At 60.4% G+C, this 26,347-nt stretch carries 17 protein-coding genes; 8 read left to right on the plus strand and 9 right to left on the minus strand.

Going from position 1 to position 26,347, the window contains the following annotated elements; genetic code table 11:
* The first annotated feature begins 75 nt into the window (after positions 1–75).
* The 6 genes from IF199_RS03170 (at position 76) to IF199_RS03195 (ending at position 12,699) form a co-directional block, all read left to right on the plus strand.
* Positions 76–726, plus strand: coding sequence for a hypothetical protein (locus IF199_RS03170; protein WP_192559661.1), 651 nt, complete (start codon positions 76–78; stop codon positions 724–726).
* A 144-nt stretch (positions 727–870) separates the two neighbouring features.
* Positions 871–2,169: a precorrin-3B synthase gene (gene cobG, locus IF199_RS03175; protein ID WP_279612935.1), complete on the plus strand. Its 1,299-nt coding sequence runs from the start codon at positions 871–873 to the stop codon at positions 2,167–2,169.
* Complete coding sequence (locus IF199_RS03180; RefSeq protein WP_114881270.1) at positions 2,162–2,788, plus strand: precorrin-8X methylmutase; 627 nt, start codon at positions 2,162–2,164, stop codon at positions 2,786–2,788. The genes cobG and IF199_RS03180 overlap by 8 nt, the downstream gene beginning before the upstream one ends.
* Positions 2,785–3,519: a precorrin-2 C(20)-methyltransferase gene (locus IF199_RS03185; RefSeq protein WP_425220352.1), complete on the plus strand. Its 735-nt coding sequence runs from the start codon at positions 2,785–2,787 to the stop codon at positions 3,517–3,519. The genes IF199_RS03180 and IF199_RS03185 overlap by 4 nt, the downstream gene beginning before the upstream one ends.
* On the plus strand, positions 3,519–5,222 hold the full coding sequence (gene cobJ, locus IF199_RS03190) for a precorrin-3B C(17)-methyltransferase (RefSeq protein WP_192559663.1): 1,704 nt from the start codon (positions 3,519–3,521) through the stop codon (positions 5,220–5,222). The genes IF199_RS03185 and cobJ overlap by 1 nt, the downstream gene beginning before the upstream one ends.
* Positions 5,223–5,559: 337 nt before the next feature.
* Complete coding sequence (locus IF199_RS03195) at positions 5,560–12,699, plus strand: TcdA/TcdB pore-forming domain-containing protein (protein ID WP_192559664.1); 7,140 nt, start codon at positions 5,560–5,562, stop codon at positions 12,697–12,699.
* A 64-nt stretch (positions 12,700–12,763) separates the two neighbouring features.
* Here IF199_RS03195 and IF199_RS03200 read toward each other — a convergent pair whose 3' ends face one another.
* A complete protein-coding gene (locus IF199_RS03200) occupies positions 12,764–13,360 on the minus strand; it encodes a MarC family protein (RefSeq protein ID WP_096819748.1) in 597 nt (198 codons plus the stop codon).
* A gap of 254 nt (positions 13,361–13,614) precedes the next feature.
* Between IF199_RS03200 and IF199_RS03205 the strand changes: the two genes are divergently transcribed.
* Positions 13,615–14,409 (plus strand): hypothetical protein, encoded by a 795-nt coding sequence (locus IF199_RS03205; RefSeq protein ID WP_192559665.1) that lies wholly within the window; start codon positions 13,615–13,617, stop codon positions 14,407–14,409.
* A 61-nt stretch (positions 14,410–14,470) separates the two neighbouring features.
* Positions 14,471–15,181 (plus strand): hypothetical protein, encoded by a 711-nt coding sequence (locus IF199_RS03210; protein WP_192559666.1) that lies wholly within the window; start codon positions 14,471–14,473, stop codon positions 15,179–15,181.
* Here the strand turns inward: IF199_RS03210 and IF199_RS03215 are convergent, their stop codons facing one another.
* From IF199_RS03215 to accC, 8 genes are all read right to left on the minus strand, one after another.
* Positions 15,182–17,959: a hybrid sensor histidine kinase/response regulator gene (locus IF199_RS03215; protein ID WP_192559667.1), complete on the minus strand. Its 2,778-nt coding sequence runs from the start codon at positions 17,957–17,959 to the stop codon at positions 15,182–15,184. It abuts the gene before it with no gap.
* A gap of 102 nt (positions 17,960–18,061) precedes the next feature.
* Positions 18,062–19,354 carry a phosphoribosylamine--glycine ligase gene (gene purD / locus IF199_RS03220; protein ID WP_096819744.1) on the minus strand — a complete coding sequence of 431 codons (1,293 nt, stop codon included), beginning with the start codon at positions 19,352–19,354 and terminating at the stop codon, positions 18,062–18,064.
* Between the two features lie 77 nt (positions 19,355–19,431).
* Positions 19,432–21,039, minus strand: a complete 1,608-nt coding sequence (purH, locus tag IF199_RS03225; RefSeq protein ID WP_102620083.1) for a bifunctional phosphoribosylaminoimidazolecarboxamide formyltransferase/IMP cyclohydrolase — start codon at positions 21,037–21,039, stop codon at positions 19,432–19,434.
* Positions 21,040–21,121: 82 nt separating this feature from the next.
* A complete protein-coding gene (gene fis, locus IF199_RS03230; protein ID WP_003186237.1) occupies positions 21,122–21,442 on the minus strand; it encodes a DNA-binding transcriptional regulator Fis in 321 nt (106 codons plus the stop codon).
* Positions 21,439–22,449, minus strand: a complete 1,011-nt coding sequence (gene dusB / locus IF199_RS03235; RefSeq protein WP_085732733.1) for a tRNA dihydrouridine synthase DusB — start codon at positions 22,447–22,449, stop codon at positions 21,439–21,441. The genes fis and dusB overlap by 4 nt, the downstream gene beginning before the upstream one ends.
* A 185-nt stretch (positions 22,450–22,634) precedes the next feature.
* On the minus strand, positions 22,635–23,906 hold the full coding sequence (locus IF199_RS03240; protein ID WP_192559668.1) for a DUF3426 domain-containing protein: 1,272 nt from the start codon (positions 23,904–23,906) through the stop codon (positions 22,635–22,637).
* 30 nt (positions 23,907–23,936) lie between these two features.
* On the minus strand, positions 23,937–24,815 hold the full coding sequence (prmA, locus tag IF199_RS03245) for a 50S ribosomal protein L11 methyltransferase (RefSeq protein ID WP_085732735.1): 879 nt from the start codon (positions 24,813–24,815) through the stop codon (positions 23,937–23,939).
* A gap of 166 nt (positions 24,816–24,981) precedes the next feature.
* Positions 24,982–26,340 (minus strand): acetyl-CoA carboxylase biotin carboxylase subunit, encoded by a 1,359-nt coding sequence (gene accC / locus IF199_RS03250; RefSeq protein WP_096819741.1) that lies wholly within the window; start codon positions 26,338–26,340, stop codon positions 24,982–24,984.
* Positions 26,341–26,347 lie beyond the last annotated feature (7 nt).

Consider the following 26,347-nt stretch of genomic DNA (forward strand, 5'->3'; position numbering starts at 1 on the left):
TGTCGGATTGGGTGTGTTTGTTATGGTTCCGATCAACTCAAACAAAAGCCAGGATTGGCAGGAAGACATAGGGATATGAATTTGAAAACAGGAACGCTCACCCATCATGCGACGCTGGTAGGGGATATTTTGCTGACGGGGGTAGAAGGGCAATCGAAAGAGGATTACGACTTCGCATTGAACTGTACTTACATCGCAAAGAAAGAAGCGGATAAACAGTACAACAGCAATACGCAACCCGGGCCCTGGATCGATTATTTCGCCGACCTGCTGTATTCGTATTTCTGGAAGAAGGACGAGATGGATATCGAATACGTCCAGCCGAATTTTTCGGGAACTGTCGGCGAGGTGTGGATGAAACTGGCAAGACCCTGGCTCAGCCCTGAACAGGTCAGTGGTGTGAATTCGGGATTGTCGAGTCTGGAAGCGGAGGTTGATCTGCTGAAAACAATCAGGGGGCTGAGCGGAAAGGCCTTCGATTTCAAACTGATCCCCGTCAGTTATAACGCGAACGGAGATATGGAACTTGTCATTACCAATGTCAGGTTCATCAAGTCCACACTGACGACCAGTTACCTGTTCTGGAAAGTTCATCAGCCAATGAGTCAACTGGATATCCGGGCTCGACGCGTGTCGATGAGCCGTCGCGCGATCGAAGTTCGTCGGCCATTGGTGGAAAAGGCAATAAAAGAGATGTCGTTCGACTTTGCTCATTACGAAATATAGCCGTCAAGGAGACAGAATATCGGGCGTTCGTGATTATTCCGACCGGCAGGCATTTTCATGCACTCGGGCAAAGCAGGCATAATGGCGACCTTTCGCCCATCCTGGCGCTGCCCGTCAGCCGGTCATCCCTTGAACGAACGCCCGATATCCACAGCTATTCGCCCCTCGGCCTGCCCGGGGTTACTGCGTATCGTCCAGGCGCTGGATGGCGGTATCTGCCGGATCAAGCTCGATGGCGGTTCGATCTCGGCCGATCAGGCCGATGCAGTGGCGAATGCCGCCGAGCGGTTTGCCGGCGGGGCGATCGAGGCAACCAACCGGGGCAATCTGCAGATTCGCGGCATCGGCGAGCAGTCCGCCGCGCTGATCGACAGCCTGCTGACTGCCGGTCTCGGGCCGCGAACCGCAGTGGGCGACGATGTGCGCAACCTGATGCTCAGCCCGGCCGCCGGCATCGACCGGCAGATGCGCTTCGATACCCGTCCATTGGCCGGGCAGATCCTCGAGACCCTGCAACGTCATCCGCGTTTCCATGAGCTGAGCGCCAAGTTCGCCGTGCAACTGGATGGCGGTGAAGCGCTGGCGATGCTCGAACATCCCCACGATCTGTGGTTGTCGGCATACGAAGATCGCGGCGATACGCTGTTGGCATTTGGTCTGGCGGGTTGCCCGACGGATCGACCGCTGGCCGCCGTGACGCTTGCGGACGGACATGCGCTGGTGGTCGCCGTACTGGAACTGTTCCTTGATCTGGCCCACCCTGAGCAGACGCGAATGCGCCATCTGCTGGATGAATACCCGGTCCCCGTACTCCTTGAAAAACTCGCTCAGCGGATCAGCCTGCTAGCCGTAGGTGATTGGCAACGTGGAGCCGTGCAGGAAGGCTTGCACATCGGCATTCATCCTCAGCAAGCGGCAGGTCAGGTCTATGTCGGTGCTGTACCGGCGCTCGGTCGTCTCGATCCGGACATGCTGCGAGGTGCCGCGCAATTGGCCAGAACCTTTGGCGACGGCAGCCTCCGTTTCACACCATGGCAAAGTCTGTTGCTGCCCAATGTGCGGGAAGCGGACTCAGTCCAAGTGCTCGATGCTCTGGGCAAGCTGAACCTGCTGACCCGGACCGAAGATCCGCTGTCACACCTGATCGCCTGCACCGGCTCCAACGGTTGCGGCAAAGGCCTGGCCGACACCAAACACGATGCCCGCCTGCTGGCTACGCTGTTGCCACACGCCGTGGATGTGCACCTGTCCGGCTGCTCGCGTTCCTGCGCCGCCGCACATCGGGCTGCCGTGACTCTGCTGGCGGTCGGCCCCGGTCACTACGATCTCTATTTTCGCGATGCAGCTCTGCCGGGTTTCGGCGCGCTGCACGCCCACAACCTTACTATCGAAGCGGCCGCGACCTTGCTCGCCGCCCGCTCACGGAGCCCCCTTGATGCTTGATTACATCCGCGACGGTCAGGAGATCTATCGCAACTCCTTCGCGATCATTCGCAGCGAGGCCAACCTCTCGCGCATCCCGGCCGACCTGGAAAAACTCGCGGTGCGGGTGATTCACGCCTGCGGCATGGTCGAGGCCATCGACGGGCTGCAATTCTCCGAAGGCGCGGGCAAGGCCGGGCGCGATGCGCTGGCCGCTGGCGCGCCGATCCTGTGCGATGCGCGGATGGTCTCCGAAGGCGTGACCCGTGCACGCCTGCCGGCCAACAACGAGGTGATCTGCACCCTGCGCGACGACAGCGTGCCGGAGCTTGCGCGTGAGCTGGGCAACACTCGCTCGGCAGCGGCGCTGGAACTGTGGCGTCCGCATCTGGAAGGCAGCGTGGTGGTGATCGGCAACGCGCCGACCGCGCTGTTCTATCTGCTGGAAATGCTCGACGCCGGCGCTCCGAAACCGGCGCTGATCCTTGGCTTCCCGGTGGGCTTCGTCGGTGCTGCCGAATCCAAGGCCGAGCTGGCCGCCAACAGCCGTGGCGTGCCGTTCGTGATCATGCAGGGCCGCCTCGGCGGCAGCGCCATGGCCGCCGCTGCCGTCAATGCCCTCGCCACGGAGATCGAATGATGCAGGCTAAAGGACGTTTGATTGGCCTGGGCGTCGGCCCCGGTGATCCGGAACTGATTACCGTCAAGGCCCTGCGCCTGCTGCGCGAATCGCCGGTGGTGGCGTATTTCGTGGCCAAGGGCAAGAAGGGCAACGCGTTCGGCATCATTGAAGCGCACCTGCAGGACGCGCAGAACCTGCTGCCGCTGGTGTACCCGGTGACCACCGAAGTGTTGCCGGCGCCGCTGTCCTACGAACAGGTGATCAGCGATTTCTACGATGACGCTGCCGAGGAAGTGGCCGCGCATCTGGATGCCGGTCGCGACGTGGCGGTGATCTGCGAAGGCGACCCGTTCTTCTACGGCTCCTACATGTACCTGCACGATCGCCTCGCCAGTCGTTACGAAGCCGAAGTGGTGCCGGGCGTCTGCTCGATGCTTGGCGGTGCTTCGGTGCTGGGCGCGCCGTTGGTGTATCGCAATCAGAGCCTGTCTGTGCTGTCCGGCGTGCTGCCTCACGAAGAACTCAAGCGTCGTCTGGCCGATGCCGACGCGGCGGTGATCATGAAGCTGGGGCGCAATTTCCCGAAAGTGCGCGACGTGTTGGCAGAGTTGGGCCTGGCCGAGCGTGCGCTGTACGTCGAGCGCGCAACCATGGCCAATCAGAAGATCGTGCCGCTGGATGAGGTCGAGCCGATGTCGTCGCCGTACTTCTCGCTGATCATTGTTCCCGGCGAAAGGTGGCAAGGCTGATGACCCATTCCACACCGGCCATCGTCATTCTCGGCCAGGGCGCGCTGGCCACGGCCCGTCGCCTTCAGCAGGTCTATCCGGCTGCGCAGATCCTCGGGCTCAAAGGACGTGTCGAAGGGGCTGATCTGACTTACAGCGAGTTCGGCGCAACGCTGCGCGAGCTGTATCAACAAGACACGCCGATTATCGCTCTGTGTGCGGCCGGCATTGTCATCCGCACACTGGCGCCACTGCTGCTGGAAAAAGGCGTCGAGCCACCGGTGCTCGCCGTAGCTGAGGATGGCAGCGCCGTGGTGCCGCTGCTCGGCGGCCTGGGCGGGGTGAATGTCATGGCCCGTGAGATGGCGGCTGCACTTGAAGTGGCAGCGGCGATCACCACCAGCGGCGAATTGCGCTTTGGCACCTGCCTGCTCAACCCGCCCGGCGGTTATGCCCTCGGCGATCTGGAGCAGGGCAAGCGCTTTGTGTCCGATCTGCTTGCCGGCCACAGCGTGCGCATCGATGGCGCCGCGCCTTGGCTTGAGCAGGCGCAACTGCCGGAAGATCCGCAGGCGCAGCGCTCGATTCACGTCGGCAGCGATGCCCGCGTGGCGAGCGCCAGTGAGTTGCTGATTTATCCGCGCAGCGTGGCGGTGGCGGTCGGTGCCGATGTGGCCGACCTGCCGGATGCGATTCGCAATGCGTTGCGGCAGGCCGGTGTGGCGATTCAATCGCTGGCCTGTCTGGTGGCGGCTGACGTTCAGATGGCCAGCCCGGCATTGCGTGAAGCTGCGCTTGAATTGGCGGTGCCGCTACGTTTTGTTGCGCCAGCGAGTGACATCGCGGAGCTGGCAAGCCATGCCGTCCCAGACGCTCGAATCATCACAACATCCCACGACATTGCCATCGCCGTGGCCGAACAGCCGCTGGATGTTTCGCAGGTCGGTCGTCCGCGCGGACGTCTGGCCGTCATCGGTCTCGGGCCGGGTGCCGCCGAGTTGATGGTGCCAGCGGTGAAAGCAGAATTGGCTCGGGCTACCGATGTGCTGGGTTACGAAACCTATGTGCGCATGGCCGGCCCGTTCCGCGACGATCAAGTGCAGCACTGCACCGATAACCGCGAAGAAATGCAGCGCGCTCGCCATGCCTTCAGACTGGCCGCTCAGGGCCGTTCGGTGATTGTGGTTTCGTCCGGTGATCCGGGCGTGTTCGCCATGGCGGCGGCGGTGCTTGAGGCGTTGCACGAGTCGACGGATCCGGCGTGGCACAGCGTCGATCTGGAAATCCTGCCGGGTGTTTCCGCGTCGTTCGCCACCGCCGCTCAGGCCGGTGCACCACTGGGCCACGACTTCTGCGTGATGTCGCTGTCGGACAACCTCAAGCCGTGGTCGATCATCGAGAGGCGTCTGGATCTCGCTGCCGAAGCGGATCTGGCGTTGGCGTTCTACAACCCGATCTCCCGCGCCCGTCCGTGGCAACTGGGGCGAGCGCTGGAAATCGTCGCGCAACACCGCACACCGCAAACGCCGGTAGTGCTGGGGCGCGATATCGGCCGGCCGGGGCAGACACTGCGAGTGACGACGTTGGGCGCGCTGACACCGGATCAGGTCGACATGCGCACGATGGTGCTGATCGGCTCGTCCACCACCTGCACTTTCCCTCGCACCGAGGGCGGGGAGTGGGTATATACACCGCGTTGGTACGGGGAAAAGCCGGCCGGATAAAAACGCTGTTGTAACCCGTTGTTATTTCTCTCCATGGATGTCAATAACAAGGCCGCGAATGAAAATTCGCGGTCTTGTCTGTTTCTGCGTGGCCTGTTTTCAGGTAGATGTTTAATGGGTGTAAAAAATATTGAGTTGATGTTGTTGGATGTTTCTTTTGACATTGCTTGAATGGTTTCAAGTTTGTCGGTGAAGTTCGTTTGTACTAGTTTTGTGCTCAATATTGCTAAGTGTTCACTGTTTTGTTTGTCATGGAGAAGTTTCTCCTTTGACTAGTTTTTCTGTGCGCGCTTGTTTTTTGTGCGTATGTAATTGGACGTTTCAAGGAGGTCGGCTCATGCAAGATGCAAAAGTTAAAGTCGTTGATGGTGAATATGTAAATTTCGTCAATTTGTTCAAGTTGACAGACCTTGAGCAGGCACTGTCGCCGTACAAGAACACCCGACAATATGATGCCGTTATCCGTTATTACTTTGCCTGCATCGGCCTGCTCGATTCACCGCGGCTGCAGCATCCTCTGGCGCTGTTCAGACAGGCGTTGGGAGAGTTGGGTCAGCGTCGTGTACGTCGCGAAGTGGAGCAGGATCCCGCGCCGAGCCCCGATAACGAGGCAGCTCCCGGTCTGACGCAAATCCTTGGACGAGTGGGCAATTTCGAAGCACGGCTGCAATACGGCATCGAACTGATGAAAATACCGGCGACGCAAGTTCCGAAGATACTGCATTTCGTCTGGCTTGGTGGCGGGATCGGCGAGATCCAGCGTGATTACATCAATGTCTGGAAACAGGTGCTGGCCGGTCAGGGTTACCAGATAAACGTCTGGTATGACAGTGATGGGTTGCTGGCCTGGCAGGCCAATCGCTTGATGGTCGAGGCGGCCAAGGCGGACGCTATGGAGCGGGGAGGCGTCGACAGCATCTCCGATAAGGTTTTGGGCGAGATGTATGTCGCCCGCGCTATCGCTTTGAAGCAACAGATGAGCGAACACATTGATGCGGCGGTTGCGAGAGGCGAATCCGCCGATGAAGCAAGGTTGCAGTTGTTGAGCCGTGCTTATGGGCAGAACGTTCAGGATTTAAGGAAGTTGAAAGCGAAGAACCGTGAAAGTATCGATGCGCTGGTCGGAGGTGACATTCGAGTGCGCGATCTGGCGGGGTCGGAAATACCTTTGAAGTTGCGGGATATTTACCAGCGGGAAATGCGTATGCGGGGCAACCTGGCGGCTGCGTCGGATATCGTAAGAGCAGAGGTCTTGCACTTCGAAGGTGGCAGTTACAGCGATGTGGATAACTTGCCGCCGATGCTGAAGGTAATCGCAGGTGTCGATATCAGCGACTTTGGTGAGGATGCGCGACTCGGCGTTTTGCAGTTGATGCTGGATCAGAACCCTGACTGGATGCCAGGTCGACAAGCGTTGCGGGGGCGATACAGAGACAAACTGTTGCAAATACCCGAAGAGCATCGCGCGGTACTGCAAGCGTTTGCCAAAAGCCGGCCGCCTTTGACCCAGGTGTTTCAGCCTCCGCAGGATCTGCTTGTCCGTCCCTACGCTTTGCGCGCGGTGGCAAAGGGAAACACGATCAGCAATGCCTACATGATGGCTCATGCCGGCTCGTCGGTACTTGAGTCCGTGCTTCAGCGCTTCAGGTTCAACTATGAGCTGATCGATGACACTGCACGGTTGGCGACTGATAGAGGTATCAGTCTTCAAGAGCATGAAGCCATGGATACACTGGCTGGTGAAGTGCTGGAAAAGTCTTACGGGCCTTTGTTTGACTTGCCCGGAATGGAAGCCATCTTTGCGTCTTATCTGGCGAATGCCGCAGCCGGATACCACAACGAAGGTATCCGACCAAAAAATGAGGGGACGATCTATTTGACCGGACCGGTCGCGATCAAGGATGGCACCGGCGATTTCGAAAAGGCATTTTTAACACCCGAGGGCGCGCGAGCGTCACGGCGGGAAATGGCCATCGAATCTCTGCAGACGGTTAATCAGCTCACTGAAGAGGAGCTGGATCACTCCTGGAAAGAAAACGAAACCGATACTCAGAAGTGGCTCGAGACTGAGCAGCAACGCTGGCGCGATGGCCAATACAAGACCCGCTACGCCGGGAACATCGAGGAGTTGCTGAAGCAGACGACCGTTGAGTTCGAACTCGGCTGGCCACGGGTCGAAGGACGCCATGTCCTGAATACCGAGTTGTTGCAGCGCATGGCCGAGCGCCTCGGTGAGACGTTTACCAAGGCGATGATGAGCGGCCACGATGGCAAGGTTGTGTTCGCTGAAAGGTTGCCGCTGAGCTTCGATGATCGTCAGGCCATCCGCAATCAGGACACTCGCCTGCGGCCACCGGCATTCCCGAAAAGTCCGATCGCCCAGAATCTCGCGCTGGATGAACTGTTGATCGGTCTGGGCGCCGGCTCCTGGCAACTTGCGCAGCTCAACCCGTTGCAGCGTTTGACGCTTGGGGCGTTGGTGGGCATCGAGTCACTGGACAGTCAGAGCTTTTCCGCCCTGAGCGGTGCGCTGGACAATCTGATCAACAGCGTCAGCGAGCGGGGGACGTCCGGGCGTTACGCAGTGATCGAGCAGCATCTCTATCAGCGTCGGGCGCCCGCGTTTCTGGCAGGGATGGCGAGTGTCGCGGATGGCTTGCCGGCGAACTCGGCCAGCGCACTGAGCCTGAAGAAAAACGCGCTGGCCAACGCCGTGACGCTGTTTGACTGGGGGCGTCAGGTGGCGCAGATCCAGCGAGTCGCGACGCGGGAACACCGTGAAAAGGTTCAGGAACGGGTGGAGCAAGTGCTGAACCAGTTCGAGGCCGGAACCGCCAAACTGGTGCCTCAAGATCTTTTGATGCATGGAACAGGTGACACGGCTGGCGGACGTTGCTTTCCGCTGGTGTTGGCGATGAGTGCCGCCCTCACGCAGGGCGAGGTAGCGACCCGACAATTGCGCGAGCGGTTTTTCCTGACGGTACTTGAACCGGGGCAATCGGACTCGACGGCGTTTCTGGGGGCACTGGAGGCAATGCGTGGCATGAATGCCGCAGAGGTCGGCACGGCGTTGGGGCGGGTCGATCTGGACACGGTGGTCGCGACCCTCGAGGCGTCCGCCGGCCCCCGAACCCTGATGCTCAACTCGGACAACCACTCGATGCTGGTGGCCCGGACAGTGAGTGGGGCGACAGACGCTTACCACTTTTATGATCCGAACTTCGGCCTGTTCGAATTCGACAGTCCCGCGACCTTCAAAATGGCCCTGAAGCAATTTTTCAAGGACACGGACATGGCTCAACACTACGCCGTGTATGGCAAGGCTGGCAGGCCGCTGTTCGATCTGATCGATGTCCAGGGGGAGCAGGTTGCCGGTCTGGAGCTGTCGAGCGGCTTCAAGGTGGCTCAGTTGCTCAAGGATGACCCACTGCCGGACAAACCGTTCAGGCCCATTCGCCAGAGGGTGAACAGTGCTCACGGCCAGTCGCTGATGGCGAATTCGCGCCTGGGCAGTGCGCTGCTGTCTTCAGACAATCACTGGTGGGCGGAGCAGATCGCTGAGGCAACTTCGCGCTTGCAGGAGGGCCATGATTCGGTCACTCCATTGGTGCCATTGTTCGATTCGCTGGAGGTGACGCCCGAGGGCGGCTATCGGGTGAACATGATCGATCCGCAGAGTGGCGAGTCGGTGGCCATGGTCACCAGCCGAGATGATCGCCTGTTGCGAATCAGGAGCTACCTGACTGACCTGTTCTCGACCCTGGGGCGCAAACGTGCGACCGGCGCGGTGGTGGATCCGACCGAGGCGGCAGCGGTGCACACGCTCAATGCCGGGTTTGCGGTGCAGGCACTGATGAATGCGTTGCGCGGGCGTGAAGGCGACGAGCGCACATTGACCACTGCGGTGCAGTGGCATGCCTACGTCAACTACGCACAACTGGTGCATGGCAATGTGGTCGATGTGGCAGGGCTGATCAGTCTGGTGCAAGCCGCGTTGCGCGATGAAAAACTGATTGCCCGCACCAGTGCGAAGGTGGTCGGCGAAGTACTTGAGCCATTGACCGGCAGAACCCTCGGCGCAGTGGCCGGACATGTCGCCAACGAGGGCGTCGGTGCCGTGCTGGGTCTGGCCAATGTTGGCTTCGATATCTATCAGTTGGCGAATGCCCGTAACGATGTCGAAATCGCGACCTACGCCACTCAACTGACATTCGACGCCAGCAGTCTGGCCCTGACGGGGGCGGGACTTGGAACAGCGCTCGCCGGCGCGGGTACGGCGGCTGCGGTGCTGGGCGGCGCCGGGGTAATTCTGGGGGGCCTGGCGGTCGGCGTGGCTGCGTTGGCGCAGAACTTCGCAACCATCGCAGAAGAAGCGAAAGCGGTCGGGCTGTTTTTCGCGGAACTGGAGCAGGCGCATCACAGTGCCGGGTATCGCTATAACGGCGAGCAAGGTACCTGGTTGCCGCGTCCGTCGCTGATTATCAACGGTCTGGATCTGAGCAGCGGCAAACTGTTGCTCGATAGCACTCGCCTGTACCCGCTGCACGATCATTTCGGCGTACCGGAATTCGAGGTCGACTACTCACGCGCCATCAACCTGAGCAAGGAGCTGGGTTACCCCGCCGAGATGAAGTTCTCGCCACCGGCCGAGCAAACCATTGTCCTGCCATGCACGCCGCTTACCTGCTACCGCTACGAGTACCAGATCCTGCCGTTTGCATCGCAACGCCACGATAAGGGCTTCGACATCGCGCGGCGTCTGGAGAAGAAAAAAGCAGACGGTCAGTGGCTGTTCCTGTTTTCGTTCTACTCGTTTCCCAGCCACTACATCGTCCATCGGCTGTACCCCGATTACCGGCCAACCGAGATCAGCGTCACACTCGATGGGCAGGCGCGCAAACTGGTTGTGCCGGTAATTCCCAAGCCTTGGCACGAGCAAATCAGCTATCGGATTCAGGGGGGCGGCGGCACCTGCACATTGGTGCTCAACCCCGGTGTAAACCTTGAGCTGGTGTCAGTGGGCATTCAACAGAATCGCTGGATCATCGTCGCCCCCTGGGCCGGCGAGAAGGACATTACGTTCGGCAAGGACGAGCAGTTCAGTGTCAGGGGCTGCCAGTTCAAGGTGACGGCGGCCATTGCGCCGGAAATCTCCCTGCTGATCGAAAATGGCCGGATCTTCAGGGTCGCCGGCGCCAAACGCAATGAGCTGGAGCTGCTGCAAGAACAGGCGTCCAAAGGGCTGGACGGGCAGATCCTGCAGGATCATCTACAAGATCTTGCGCGGGCACATCGATTGGCGCTGCGTTATACGCCGATCCACGACTATCTGATTCCGTTCGAAAACATCAAGGTTCCACGCTACACCAATGGCTGGTACGACGCTGCGGAAGACCGGATCCTCTACATTCGCAACGACGAGGTGTTCGATGATAAGGGGCTGTTGTCGCTGGTGGTCGGCGGCTCGGCGTTTTTCCATGATCCGGACGGATTCGATGTGTGTCAGGTCGATGCCGGCACGGGGCTGCTCAGTCATCGTTATCGTTTGATGTTGCGGTTCAAGGGTGTTGGCACAATTCGCAGCGTCGAAGCCGATGGGCAGGGTGTCGTGCATGTGGTGCAGGAGTATGCCCGTGAAGACGGCACGCTTGAGCGCCTCAATTACCTGATTCACGAAGGCTTGCTGTGGCTGAGTTCGGTTACCCGCGGACATGAGCCGACCTTCGAAACGTTGCTCGATGACAGCACTCCCTTGGCCGCCTGGACGCCGATACTGGGCGAGTGGGTGGTGCCCAAACCGGTCCACGTTGACAAGGGTTATGCCACGGTCGACTGGCAGTTCGCGCCTTACGTTTCGATCTGCTGGAAGGTCGAAGAGAATGCCCGGGACATGGCCTGGATTCGTACCCGTGACAATCTGATCGTGCGGCCGGTACCGCGTCGTCGTCATGCACGCGGCTGGCCCGACTCGGTCCAGAACCTGAACGAGTTGATGCTGCTGACGCTGGCTGATGACGTCGACGTGTTTGTCATCTACGACCGCCCGCTTCAGAACCTGTGCCGGGTGCAGCGCACAGCGGAGGAAGGGAAGGGCCAATGGTCGCACCGCTGGGTGCAACCTGAGGGCCTGAAGCAGGTGACTGCTGAGCACAAGGGTTATCAGGCGCGGACCGAGGACGGGTTGTCGTTCGAGATCGGTACCGACGGCGAAGTGCGTTTTGCGGGTCTGGCCGAACCGTGGCTCAAGGGACGAGGGCAATGGTGGCTGGCGCTCGAAGTGGTGGCCCGGCAATACACCGCTGAACAGTTCGCGATTGTCGGCATTGCCAACGCCGCGGGCGATGCACGCTTGCACGCCTGGTACGTGGGTGGCCGCCTGCTGCTGTGTGAGGCGCAACAGACGCAGCTCCGACTGCTCGGCATGACGCCGGACAATCAATCGGCATGGCTGTTCGAACCCGAAAGCGGCGAAGTCTGGCGCCAGACCTTTATCGATAGTGGACAACTCGACCAGGCCTTCGGAAAAGGTACGCAATTGTTACAAGCCTCCTTGCTGCCCAAACCCGAACGACAGTGGACTGCCTGGCGTTTTGCCGATGTGCGGATCGACGGTGCCGGTCTTGTGGGCACGACGCGGGAGGGGGTGGTGCTGCAACTGGAACATCAGGTCCCCCCGTTGATCATCGGCGTGCAGCATGATTGGCTGGCGGCCCATGGCGACAATCTGATCGGCAACTTGCAGGCCTTGCTGGCGAACGAGGCGCATCGTCCGTTCATTTCGATCGCTGCGCAGGACGCCAGTGTTCAGTGGTACATCGCCGACAGCGCACGGCTGATCCAGATCCCCGCTGCCGATTTACCGGAGGATTTCGAGCTGCTCGGAACCCGGCGAAATACCGATGTCCTGCTACATAAGCCGCAGGAGCGGGTCGTTCAGGGCTACCCGAGCTTGCGTCAGATCAAGCCGCTGGATTATGTCCAGCGCACGGGGGAGGTACTGGTGCTTGAAGGGCGGGTGGATGCCTACGATCTGCTGCCGCTGGTGCCGGACGATGTGCGCACACTGGTTCTGCGGGTGGGACGCGGTTCGATGAAATGGCATGTGACCGAGGCGCTCATGCGCAAGCTCGATTCGCTGGTGGTGGATTGCCGTTATCCGCTGGTGGGTTTTCCGCTGGTCATGAGTCGCTTGATCCTGACCATGACAGATCCGCACAAGCTCGAAGTGGGGATGGTCGAGGAGCATCTGGTGCTGATCGATCCCGACAGTGAGCACTGTGTGCTGGTGCGCAATGCGGATGCGCATGATCCATCGCTGCGTGGCGATGCCATGCTTGAGGTCAAGGGTCTGCGTCCGTGCCAGGTGTCGACCCTGGTGCGCTGGCTGAAGGCGCGCAAGAATGAAACCGAAAGCATGACGTTGAAAGCCTTGATCGATCAGGCTGGCGCGGAGAAAACTGTCGAGTCTGCCGGTTGAGGGCTTACGGGTACTGACGAAAAGACCGCCGACGATACTGTCGGCGGTCTTTTCGTTACAGGGTTCAAGGCACCAGGTAGCCTTTGACTCCGGTGAAGATGATCTGCGCCGCCAGCGCACATACGAACAACCCCATCAGGCGGCTGACGATCTGCAGGCCCTGGTCGCCGAGAATCCGCTCGATGCGGTTCGACAGGTAAAGCACCACTCCAACCGTGAAACTGGCGAGGGCGATACTCATGATCGCGATCAGCTTGTCATCCCAGTGCGGCTGGCTGACGCCCATCACCAGCAATGCACCGATGGTGCCGGGGCCGACGGTCAGTGGAATGGTCAGCGGAACAATCGTTACATCCTGCTGCACGTTGTCGGTCTGCACCGCCGACTTGCCCTGCGCCATGCCCAGCGCCGAGATGAACAGCACGCTGCCGGCACCGATGCGGAACGCATCCACGGTGATGCCGAACACGTCGAAGATCACCCGTCCGAACAGATACAGCAACACGCTCGACACCAGGGTGGCGATCGCTACTTTCCAGGCCAGGCGCCGTTGTTCCTTGCGCGAATACCCCCGGGTCAGGCTGATGAAGCAGGACAACACGAAGAACGGGCTGTAGAGCACCAGCATCTTCAGGTAAACGCTGAACAACACATGGAGCATGATTGAAACTCGCGCCGACGAAAGTTGAACGGAGTCTATCAGGCGCCGCACGGTCTGTCGGCAAGATCGCTGTGGGTGATCGATTGGTAGTGGTGAAGTTGCTGTTTGTTGTTTTCGTGCAAGTATTGTTGTGACTGTTTGTTGTTATCTATTGGTAATGGTTGTTGGCTTGTTAGTTGGTTTTTCGCTGTGTAGTTTTGTTTTGCGAACTCAGGAAGGGTTCGTTGAAAAAAAACAAACTAAGGAAATTACTCATGGAAAAAAATACTGTTGTTACTCTCGCCGATCGCCTGGAGCGTCTGAGTACTTATGATGTAACGCCTGAAAAGATCATTATCAATTCGCGCAGTGCTTCCGGCGTGATGGCTTTCAATATTGAAGAACCGAGCCGGGCTTCGATTGTGGGGGATGCGATTCTTTCTTTTGTTTCGGGCATGTCCGATCAGAATCGTGCCGATGTACTCAATACTTATCTGTTCGCATCGCTGGCGGCGAACAAGAAGTACCCCGCCGATAATCAGGGTAAGGAGTGGTATCAAATCTTCCTCCAGGTCATGCAGGACGCTGGCTGGATCGTGTTGAAGCGTTATTACGACTCGACCACCGCCTCCGGTAAAAGCTTCACGATGGACCAGTTGGCCCTGACGATCCTGAGCTCGGCAGTCGCTGCGGCAGCGGTTCCGGGGCCGACTTCGGCACTGTTGCTGAAAGTGGCTGCCGATGCGATGGCCTCGCTGCAGAACTCGGATAAACCGTTGAAAGTATTCGACCAGAACATTAAGGAAAAAGGCACCGGGGGTTTTGCCGTGGGTTCTTGCCTTGAAACCGCTGGCCAGGAAGTTATTTTGACCTTGGGTGCTGTTCGTTATATCAATCGAACCAATCAGACCAAAGTGCTGTTCGTTAATTGGGATAGCAGCTCCGTGGATCTGTATCGCGGCGAATCGCATATGACCATGGTGCCGTCCATTATTGAAAAGACTCGCGCCATTATTGCTGGAAAGTTGGGTGATCGTGCGGTCAGGCAAATCAGCGAGTGGGAAATCTGATTTAATGAAAATAGATGGCGGTGCGATACGCCGTCATCTATCACCTGTGCTGGAGGTATGGATGAACATGCAATACTCGGTTTATGCCAATGCAGGAGCATTGGTTTTGCTACCGTCAGGAATGTCCGCCCAGGAACAGCAAGATGTTCAGCACTCCGTCTTGTTTGCACAATTGGCAGCCACCCGGAAATGGCTTCAATCCAGCCAGGTCGAATGGTATTCGATCTGGCAGCAAGTTTTGAAAGACAGTTGGTTGCAACGGAAAGTGGCATGGGACATCTTCGCCCCGCCGGTGGACGCCACGGCGACGGCCATGGACTGGATGACCCTGCTGCTGGAGAAGTCGCTCGATGATGTCGATGCCCGTGAATGGCTGCCGGTACTGCAAGACATTGCCGGGTTGCCGGCGGCAGATCCGCTGATCGTGTTTCTTCGGGAGAGGATCCAGCTACCTGTACTGGCACCGGAGGACGAGGCCGGGCCGGTTGACCTGCTTCGTTTTCTGGTCGTCGTTGCGCAACCGGGTCCTCGTCTGAACGCGGTGTATATCACCCTGAAGTCTTCAGAGGGCGGTACAGTCAATCCGTTTTCCAGGGTCTTCACATCGGCCGATGTGCAGGGTGTCGTCGAACAAAAGTTTTTCCAGGCGGATATGTCTGCCGTACTGCAGGAGCCGATCCGAGGCGTGCTGGAAAAGCGCCTGGAACCGTTCGCTGAGCTGATCCGGCAAATGCCCGGGAAGCCAGAGGTAGAGGCTGGCGTCCAACGCTGATCAAGACGTACGTGCGGTGCTGCGGTTTTGCTGATCACGCTGGGCCACCCAGTGCTCGATCAGTTCACGCAATTGCGAAAGCTCCACCGGTTTGGCCATGTGCCCGTCCATGCCGGCCTGGCGCGCACGCTCCTTGTGTTCGGCGAGGATGTGCGCGGTCAGTGCGACGATCGGTGTACGGATGCGCTGATTGCCGACTTCCCAGGCCCGCAGTTGCTGGGTGGCGGAGAAACCATCGAGGATCGGCATTTCGCAGTCCATCAACACCAGGTCGTAGCGCTGGGCTTTCATGGCCTGCAAGGCTTCTTCGCCATTGCTGGCGGTGTCCGGTTGCAGATTGAGCTTGCCGAGCATGCCGCGGATCACTTTGGTGGAGATCGTGTTGTCTTCGGCGACGAGGATGCGGAAATCGCTCGGGACCTTGACGGCCGTGGCCGGGCCGGTCGGTTGTGGCTGGAACACGGCCTGGCCACGATTGCGTTGGTTCAGTTCGTCGGCCAGCGTGGTCTTGAGCGTGTAACCGGCCACCGGTTTGGCCAGGATGCGTTTGATCCCCGAGTTGCGCGCGATGATCTTGCTCGGCGCATTGCTGATGCCGGTGAGCATGATCAGCAGGATGTCGTGGTTCAGGCTCGGGTCTTCCTTGATCTTGGCCGCCAGTTGCATGCCGGTCATGCCGGGCATGTTCTGGTCCAGCAGGACCACGTCGAAGTAATCACGCAAATGCGCCTTGGTACGCAACAGGGCCAGCGCTTCCTTGCCCGACGGTACCGCGCTGACGTTCAGGCCCCAGGCGCTGCACTGTTGCACCAGCACTTTGCGGCAGGTGTCGTTGTCGTCGACCACCAGTACCCGCGCGCCTTGCAGCGGACTGTCGAGATCGGAGGTCGGATGCTCCAGGCGATCGGGATCCAGCGGCAGGGTCAGCCACAGCGTACTGCCCTGGCTGGCGCCGCTCTTGATGCCGAACTCGCCCTGCATCAGGCGAATCAGTTGCCGTGCGATTACCAGCCCGAGATTGCCGCCCAGCCGGTTGGCCGACAGGAAGTGCTTGCTGTGCAATTCGGCGTGCATCAGGGCGTCGCGTTCTTCCTGATCCATCGGTTGGCCGCTGTCCTGCACGGCAATGCGCAGGCGCGGTTTGGTGCTGCGCTCATCGAGGGCAACCACCACCAGCACTTCGCCTTCTTCGGTTTTCTTCAGGGCGTTTTCCAGCAGGCTCAGCAGCGTCTGGCGCAGACGCGTCGGGTCACCGCTGATGACCCGTGGCACTTGCGGCTGGATGAAGCTGATGAGTTCGACGTTCTGCTGTTCCGCCTTGGCGCGGTAGATGCTCAGGCAATCGTCGATCAGGGCGTTGAGGTCGAACTGCACGTCGTCCAGCTCGATCTGCCCGGATTCGAGGCGGGAGATGTCGAGGATCTCGTTGATCAGGGTCAGCAGTTCGTTGCCGGCGCTGTGGATGGTCTGCACGTAGTCGCGTTGCTTGACCGACAGCGGCGTGCCGAGCAGCAATTCGGTCATGCCCAGCACACCGTTCATCGGCGTGCGGATCTCGTGGCTGATCTTGGCGAGGAATTCGGCCTTGGCATTGATCTCGGCGTTGCTCGCGGCGAGGTCGCGGCTGATGCTGAAGCGGCTTTCGGTGATGCTGCGCTGGCGCTCGCCGAGGGCGATGCTCATCAACAGGCCACTGATGCAGATGAAGCCCATCAGGGTCATGATCAAACCCTGCGGCGCCACCAGGGTCAGCCCCAGCAAGGCCGGAAGGATGATCAGCGTGCCGATGTTGAACACCACCATCGCGGCGACGAACAGTCGGGCAGGGCGGTAGCCTTTCTGCCAGTGATAGAACGCCACCAGCAACATGCTCAGCCCGGCCAGGGCCACCAGTGCGTAGGTGATGATGTTCAGCGGCAGGGTGTTGACGAACAACAGCAACAGGCTGCAGATCACGATGAACAGGATGTCGCCCAGCAGCAGCTTGTTCAGCGGGTGCGGGCCGAGCGGGGCGAAGAAGCGGTAGGCGAACATCAGGCCGGCCGGCGCGGTCAGCAACAGGGCCAGATAGGCGCCGGGGGTCTGGATCGCGTGCCAGTTCGGCAGCCAAGGACCGGCGAGGTTGAGCAGCAGCAACAGGCTCAGGCTCAGCAGCGCTTCACAGACTGCCAGCCACAGGCTGCTGCGCGAGCGGGTGTAGGCGTAGCGGATCAGGTTGTGCAGGATCAGCATCGCCAGGCAGCCGAACAGCAAGCCGTAGATCAGCGTCTGGTTATGATTAGCCGCGCCCATCACGGCCGATTGCAGGGTGATGTACGGACGTAACTGGTGGTCGGAGACCATTCGCAGGTAGATGTCGAGGGACTTGTCGCTTTGCGGCAGCGGCAGCAGAAAGTCGCTGCTCGGCAGGGGGCGCTCGGCCTGGGCCTGGACGGTGCCGGTTTCCCGTTGCTCGATCAGTCTGTCGCCATCGAGCACGTACAGATTGAGGTGTGACAGGTCGGGAGCGAAGATGCGCAGCACTTGTTCGTGCTTGCCGGGCGCCAGTCTGAAGCGCAGCCATAACGCGCCATCGGGTTCGGCCGCGGTGAGGCGGTCAAGCTCGATAGGGCTGAATTGATTGGTGTAGCGGGTGGAGCGGATGTCGCTCAGCTGGAGGTTGCCCTGATCGTCGAGCAATACCGACCAGCCACTGCCTTGCGCGGCCTGGGCCGGAAGCATGCAGAGCAAGGTCAACAGTGTGACGGTGAAGCCTATGGCAATCCTGAGCCAGCGCACGGCGAAATCCCTTCGTAGGTTGATGCCAGAATATAACGATGCGCAGCGTCGGAACAGTCCGGCAAGGACCAAGGGCCCTTGCCGGAAACACAGCGTAGCTTATTACCGGGTTTCGCCGCGTTCACGAGCAATGGCGCGGTAGCCAATGTCGGTGCGGTAGAAGCAGCCTTCCCAGTCGATGGCCTTGGCCAGTTTGTAGGCCTGCTCCTGGGCAGCACCCACGCTGGCGCCCATGGCAGTAGCGCACAGCACCCGACCACCGGCCGTCACGACGTTGCCGTCCTTGAGCGCGGTGCCGGCGTGGAAGACCTTGCCTTCCAGGCTCGCTGCCGCGTCCAGACCGTTGATCGTCGCGCCCTTGGCGTAGTCGCCCGGGTAACCGCCAGCGGCCAGCACGATGCCGACGCTCGGACGTGGATCCCACTGCGCTTCGACTTTATCCAGGGCCTGGGCCAATGCCGCTTCGACCAGCAACACCAGGCTCGACTGCAGACGCAGCATTACCGGTTGGGTTTCCGGATCGCCGAAACGGCAGTTGAACTCGATGACCTTCGGATTGCCGGCCTTGTCGATCATCAGACCGGCGTACAGGAAACCGGTGTAGACGTTGCCTTCCTCGGCCATACCGCGCACGGTCGGCCAGATCACCAGATCCATCACGCGCTGGTGCACGTCGGCGGTGACCACCGGGGCAGGGGAGTAAGCCCCCATGCCGCCGGTGTTCGGGCCGCTGTCGCCGTCGCCGACGCGTTTGTGGTCCTGGCTGGTGGCCATCGGCAGGACGTTCTTGCCGTCGACCATGACGATGAAGCTGGCTTCTTCGCCGTCGAGGAACTCTTCGATCACGACGCGCGAACCAGCGTCGCCGAAGGCGTTGCCGGCGAGCATGTCGCGCACGGCGTCTTCGGCTTCGGCCAGGGTCATGGCGACGATCACGCCTTTACCGGCGGCCAGGCCGTCGGCCTTGATCACGATCGGCGCGCCTTTTTCACGCAGGTAAGCCAGGGCAGGCTCGATCTCGGTGAAGTTCTGGTAGTCGGCAGTCGGGATCTTGTGGCGAGCCAGGAAATCCTTGGTGAAGGCTTTCGAGCCTTCCAGCTGCGCGGCACCGGCGGTCGGACCGAAGCAGTCCAGGCCACGGGAGCGGAACAGGTCGACGACGCCGGCAACCAGCGGCACTTCCGGACCGACGATGGTCAGCGAAACGTTCTTCTCGGCGAAGTCGGCCAGTTGCTCGAGGGCCAGTACGTCGATGGCGACGTTTTCGCACTTGGCTTCAATCGCGGTGCCGGCGTTGCCCGGTGCGACGAATACCTTCTGCACACGCGGATCCTGAGCCACTTTCCAGGCCAGGGCGTGTTCGCGGCCACCGCTGCCAATGATCAAAACATTCATTTCAAAAACCTCGGATGACGCTAATTCTGTAGGGGCTGCATACCCACGCAGAGCGTGGGCACGATCAAGCAGGAAAATCAGTGGCGGAAATGACGCATGCCAGTGAACACCATCGCGATACCGGCTTCGTCAGCAGCAGCAATCACTTCAGCATCGCGCATCGAACCGCCTGGCTGGATCACCGCTGTGATACCGACCTTGGCCGCATTGTCCAGGCCGTCGCGGAACGGGAAGAACGCATCGGATGCCATCACGGAACCTGCGACTTGCAGACCGGCGTGTTCAGCCTTGATCGCGGCAATACGTGCCGAGTTCACGCGGCTCATCTGGCCGGCGCCGACACCGATGGTCTGACGGTTCTTGGCGTAGACGATGGCGTTGGATTTAACGTACTTGGCCACTTTCCAGGCGAAGATCAGGTCGTGGATTTCCTGTTCGGTCGGGGCGCGCTTGGTCACCACTTTCAGGTCGTCGGCGCCGATCATGCCGATGTCACGGCTCTGAACCAGCAGGCCACCGTTGACGCGCTTGTAGTCCCAGGCAGCAGCGCGGTCAGCCGACCAGTCGCCGCAGGCCAGCAGGCGCACATTGGCCTTGGCAGCAACGATGGCACGAGCTTCTTCGCTGACGCTCGGGGCGATGATCACTTCAACGAACTGACGCTCGACGATCGCCTTGGCGGTCTCGGCATCCAGTTCACGGTTGAAGGCGATGATGCCGCCGAACGCCGACTCGGTGTCGGTGGCGTAGGCCAGTTCGTAGGCCTGACGGATGCCGCCTTCGGCGTCCGGGCTCACGGCCACGCCGCACGGGTTGGCGTGCTTGACGATCACGCAGGCTGGTTTGACGAAGCTCTTCACGCATTCCAGCGCGGCGTCGGTGTCGGCCACGTTGTTGTACGACAGCTCTTTGCCTTGCAGCTGGGTGGCGGTAGCGATACCGACTTCGGCCGGTTTGGCTTCCACGTAGAACGCCGCGCTCTGGTGCGGGTTCTCGCCGTAGCGCATTTCCTGGGCCTTGATGAACTGGCTGTTGAAGGTGCGCGGGAATTCGCTGCGACCTTCGGTGCTCAGGGTCTCGGCAGCCTGGTTCACGGTGCCCATGTAGTTGGCGATCATGCCGTCGTAGGCGGCGGTGTGCTCGAACGCCTTGAGCATCAGGTCGAAACGCTGAGCATAGGTCAGGCCGCCGGCCTTGAGGTTTTCCAGGACGTTGGCGTAATCGCTGGCATTCACCACGATGGCCACGTCTTTATGGTTTTTCGCGGCCGAACGGACCATGGTCGGGCCGCCGATGTCGATGTTTTCGATGGCGGTCGGCAGGTCGCAGCCTGGCTTGCTGATGGTGGCTTCGAACGGGTACAGGTTGACGGCTACCAGATCGATCGGCTTGATGCCGTGCTCGTTCATGATCGCGTCATCGATACCGCGACGACCGAGGATCCCGCCGTGGATTTTCGGGTGCAGGGTTTTCACCCGCCCGTCCATCATCTCTGCGAAACCGGTGTAATCCGCGACTTCCACTGCGGCCACGCCGTTGTCCTGCAGCAGTTTGAAGGTCCCGCCGGTGGAAAGGATTTCCACGCCCAGGGCTTCCAGCTCCCTGGCGAATTCGAGGATCCCGGTCTTGTCGGAAACACTGATCAAGGCGCGGCGGATCGGCAGGCGGGTAGTCTGGTCGGTCATCTCAATTTCCATCAAAAGCAAGGGAAGTCAGCAAAAAAGGCGACCGGTTTTACGCGGGCGCCTTTCTGGTTTGATTGAATGCTTACAGCAGATCGTATTGCTTGAGTTTCTTGCGCAGCGTGCCGCGGTTGAGTCCGAGCAGCTCGCTGGCCTTGGTCTGGTTGCCCTTGACGTAGTTCATCACGCTTTCGAGCAGGGGAGCCTCGACTTCGGAGAGCACCAGGTTGTACACGTCCGTGACGGCTGCGCCCTCAAGGTGGGCGAAATAATTGTGCAGCGCCTTCTCGACACTCCCGCGAAGGGTCTGGCCTTCTTCGCTCGGTGTATTGAGGTGCTGTTTCAAATTCACGTTGTCGCTCACGGGTGTTGTTCCACTCACTAAAGTCTCGGTCATCATCGTCATGCGGCCACCCCTTCTCCGTCCCCTGTCAGGCTCTTGTAACGTTCGGCGAAGAACTCCCGAACGTTGGCGCATTGTGTTTCCGTACCATCCAAACGATTGAAACGGGCGCGAAACTCCTTGGCGCCCGGCAAGGTTGCGAGATACCAGCCCACATGCTTTCGGGCAATGCGTACACCCATCACGTCCCCATAAAAGGCGTGGAGGGCAGCCAGATGCTCAAGCAGAATGCGTTCCACCTCGATCAGCTCCGGCGCCGGCAGTTTTTCGCCGGTACGCAGGAAGTGTTCGATCTCACGAAAAATCCATGGCCGCCCCTGGGCGGCCCGGCCGATCAACAGGCCATCGGCACCGGTCGCGTCGAGCACGTAGCGGGCCTTTTCTGGCGATACGATGTCGCCGTTGGCAAAGACCGGAATCGACACCGCCTGCTTGATCGCGGCAATGGTGTCGTACTCGGCTTCGCCGGTGTACAGGTCGGCGCGGGTGCGGCCATGCACCGCCAGCGCCGTGATCCCGGCCTGCTCGGCGATCTTCGCCACGGTCAGGCCGTTCTTGTTGTCGCGATCCCATCCGGTGCGGATCTTCAGGGTCACCGGCACATCAACCGCAGCCACCACGGCGTGCAGGATCTCGGTAACCAGTGCTTCATCCTTCAACAACGCGGAGCCGGCAGCCTTGTTGCAGACTTTTTTTGCCGGGCAACCCATGTTGATATCGATAATCTGTGCACCCAGTTCGACGTTGGCCCGGGCCGCATCCGCCAGCATCTGCGCGTCGCCACCGGCAATCTGTACCGAGCGTGGCTCGGGATCGCCTTCGTGGATCATGCGCATGCGCGACTTGCGGGTATTCCACAGGCTCATGTCACTGGTGACCATTTCCGAGACTACAAGCCCTGCGCCCAATCGCTTGCACAACTGACGAAAGGGCTGGTCGGTGACACCCGCCATGGGGGCGAGGATCAAGCCGTTCTGCAATGTATATGGGCCGATGCGTACCGCCGACATAGGACTTCCCTGAAGTGGGGCCGGATCATGAGAGTTCGAAAAAGGGTTGGCATGATACCCGCTCTCGATGACTGGATAAAGGCTGAATTGAACAAAATCTGAACAGTTATTCTGTTATTACCGCCGGTTTGGTCGGTCGATGCCCAGTCAGAAAACTGCCGTCAAACCCGGAGCGGTGAAGCGTTTCACTCGGGCGAGTGGAAACTCAGGCTGTAGTTCACCGCTTTCGGCCCCGGGTCGAGGATGTCGAGGGCGATGTGGATCGGCGTCTGCGGCGGCATCTCCGCCATGCCTTCAAGGTCGCCGTTGAGGTATTCGCCGGGTTTGAAGCGACGGCTGGCGATCAGGTGGCCGTTGAGGTCGGCGAAGCGCAACTCCAGCAGCGGAAACGGTTGCGAGAAGGGCGCGCGGTTATAGATGATCGCGTCCACCACCAGCGCTCCGCTGAACTCCGGATGGCTGCGCACTACCAGGTTGCTGCTCTTGATCTTGGCGATATCGACCTTGGACGGCACCGTGCAGCCGATCTGCGGGCAGAGTTGCTGGAACCACGGGCGGTATTGATCCTGGCGGGCCAGCTCATCGAAATGATAGGCGATGTACTGACCGGCGAGAGCGCCAGCGGCCAAAAGGATCAACAACAGCCAGAGCAGGCGTCGGCCCCAGGGCGAACGGCGTTTCTGCCAGTCCAGTTGCAGCGGGTCGTCGGTCAGGTCCTGCAGCACTTCGGCACGTACGCCGGGCTCGCTGCGTTCGCGCTTTTTACGCGGCGGCTCGACCGGTGTCAGGTCGTCGTCCGTCTCGTCACTGGCCGACAGGCGTTCGTGGCGCGCGGAATGATCGATCGGGTCGTGCAGGCGCAGTTGCGGGATGGGCGGCTCGTCATCGAGATCCACTGGTTCCAGCGACAATGACGGTTCGGTGCGTTCCGGTTTTACCGGTTCCGGATCGACGGCTTCGGTTTCATGCTCGGGTTCACTGACCCGCTCGTCCGCCGGTTCGCTGAACAGGCTGTCCGACCACGGCTCGTCTTCCGGCTCATGGCTGTCGCGTCGAGCGCTGAGAGACTCTTCGCGCGGGCGGCCGAATTCGGTGGTCGGCTGGATTTCCCGCTGCTCGAGGCGGGCCAGTTCCTGATCCAGATCCAGGCTGTCCAGATCCAGCTCGGCGGCGCTCCACTGCTTCTGGCTGATGGTGCGCGGCTCAGGCGGTTCGATTGGCTCGGGTGGTCTGGCGACGACCGGTGCTTCGGTGACCGGTGCCGGTTCGACGATGGCTGGCGCTACCGGCGTGACTGCTTCCTTGCCTGCGCGTTGTTCGAGCAACTGCTTGGCTGCGTTGAACACTTGCAGGCAGGAGCCGCAACGAACCACCCCGCGGGCCACGCTCAATTGAGTGTGGCTGACGCGGAAACTGGTTTGGCAATGCGGGCACTGGGTGACGAAGCTGTCGGTCATGCGGCGATCCGGATTGAGCAGGCGGTCATTCTAGCGCCGACGGCCGGTGATGCGCACCCAGCCATCGCGATTGGCGATCGGGTCGAGATCGAAGTCCTGCGCGTAGGCGGCGGCGACTTCTTCACCTTGTTCGGCGAGGATCCCGGACAGTGCGAGACGCCCGCCGGACTTGACCAGGCCGGACAGTTGCGGCGCCAGGGAAACCAGCGGGCCGGCCAGAATATTGGCCACCAGCACGTCAGCTTTGACCTGCGGCAGATCCTCCGGCAGGTACAGCGGGAACAGCTCGTCGGCAATACCGTTGCGACCGGCGTTGTCGCGGGACGCTTCCAGCGCCTGCACGTCGATGTCGGTGCCGACGGCTTCCTTGGCGCCGAGCAGCAGGGCGGCGATGGCCAGAATCCCCGAGCCGCAACCGAAGTCCAGCACGTTGCAGTCTTTCAGGTCCTGACCGTCCAGCCATTCCAGGCACAGGGCCGTGGTCGGGTGGGTGCCAGTGCCGAACGCCAGGCCCGGATCCAGCAGCAGGTTGACTGCGTCAGGTTGCGGCGCGGCGTGCCAGCTCGGCACGATCCACAGGCGCTGGCCGAATTGCATCGGCTGGAAACCGTCCATCCAGCTGCGTTCCCAGTCCTGGTCTTCGATCACTTCGCTGTGATGCTCGGGCAGCGGGCTGCCGGTCAGCAGCTCGAGATGGGCCAGTACCGGCGCCGCTTCGGTGCCGCCCTCGAACAGGGCCAGCAGGTGGGTGTGCGCCCACAGCGGGGTGGTATTGAGTTCCGGTTCGAAGATCGGCTGATCTTCGGCGTCCATGAAGGTCACCGAAACGGCGCCCACTTCAAGGAAAGCGTCTTCGTAGGTTTCGGCTTGTTCTGGGCTGATGGCGAGACGGACTTGCAGCCAAGGCATGGCGGGCACCTGTGAAAAAGATTGATTGCAGCCTAGCGGCCTGCGAGAAGCGCGCAAGTTTACGCGAGCGCGACGGTTTTGTGGGAGCGGGTAATGTGTGAGCAGATGAAACCTTCGGAAACAACAAAGCCGCCCGAAGGCGGCTTTGTCATGGGCGGGCTGACGCTTAGTGCTTCTCGCCAGCCAGCTTGTGCTCGAGGTAGTGAATGTTCACGCCCCCTTTGCAGAAGCCTTCGTCGCGGGTCAGGTCACGGTGCAGCGGGATGTTGGTCTTGATCCCGTCAACCACGATTTCGTCCAGGGCATTGCGCATGCGTGCCATGGCTTCGTCGCGGGTGGCGCCGTAAGTGATCAGCTTGCCGATCAGCGAGTCGTAGTTCGGCGGAACTGCATAACCGCTGTACAGGTGCGAATCGACGCGAACGCCGTTGCCGCCTGGTGCGTGGAAATGCTTGACCGTGCCCGGGCTCGGCATGAAGGTTTTCGGGTCTTCAGCGTTGATCCGGCATTCCAGCGAGTGACCGCGGATGACCACGTCATCCTGAGTGAACGACAGCTTGTTGCCAGCGGCGATGCTGAGCATCTCCTTGACGATGTCGATACCGGTGACCATTTCCGAAACCGGGTGCTCCACCTGAACACGGGTGTTCATTTCGATGAAGTAGAAACGACCGTTCTCGTACAGGAACTCGAAGGTGCCGGCGCCACGGTAGCCGATGTCGACGCACGCCTTGACGCAGCGAGCGAGGACTTCCTTGCGGGCCTGCTCGTCGATGCCCGGTGCCGGCGCTTCTTCGAGGACCTTCTGGTGACGGCGCTGCAGCGAGCAGTCGCGGTCGCCCAGGTGGATGGCGTTACCCTGGCCGTCGGACAGAACCTGTACTTCGACGTGACGCGGGTTGGTCAGGAATTTTTCCAGATAGACCATCGGGTTGCCGAACGCCGCGCCAGCTTCGGTGCGGGTCAGCTTGGCGAAGGCGATCAGGTCTTCTTCCTTGTGCACCACGCGCATGCCGCGACCACCACCGCCGCCAGCGGCTTTGATGATCACCGGGTAGCCGACTTCACGACCGATGCGCAGTGCCGTTTCTTCGTCTTCCGGCAGTGGGCCGTCGGAGCCTGGAACGGTTGGAACGCCCGCTTCGATCATCGCGTGCTTGGCCGATACCTTGTCGCCCATCAGGCGAATGGTGTCGGCTTTCGGGCCGATGAAAGCGAAACCGGAGTTCTCGACCTGCTCGGCAAAGTCGGCGTTTTCCGCGAGGAAACCGTAGCCTGGGTGAATGGCGGTAGCGCCAGTCACTTCAGCGGCCGCGATGATTGCCGGGATGTGCAGGTAAGAGTGCGCGGCAGAAGCCGGGCCGATGCAGACGGATTCGTCTGCCAGACCCAGGTGCATCAGCTCTTTGTCGGCCTTGGAGTAAACGGCGACGGTCTTGATGCCCATCTCTTTGCAGGCACGCAGAATCCGCAGGGCGATCTCACCGCGGTTAGCGATCAGAACTTTTTCCAACTTCGCAGTCATCAAAGGC

Origin of the sequence: Pseudomonas allokribbensis (genome assembly GCF_014863605.1) — a bacterium.
GTDB classification, from domain to species: Bacteria; Pseudomonadota; Gammaproteobacteria; order Pseudomonadales; family Pseudomonadaceae; genus Aquipseudomonas; species Aquipseudomonas allokribbensis.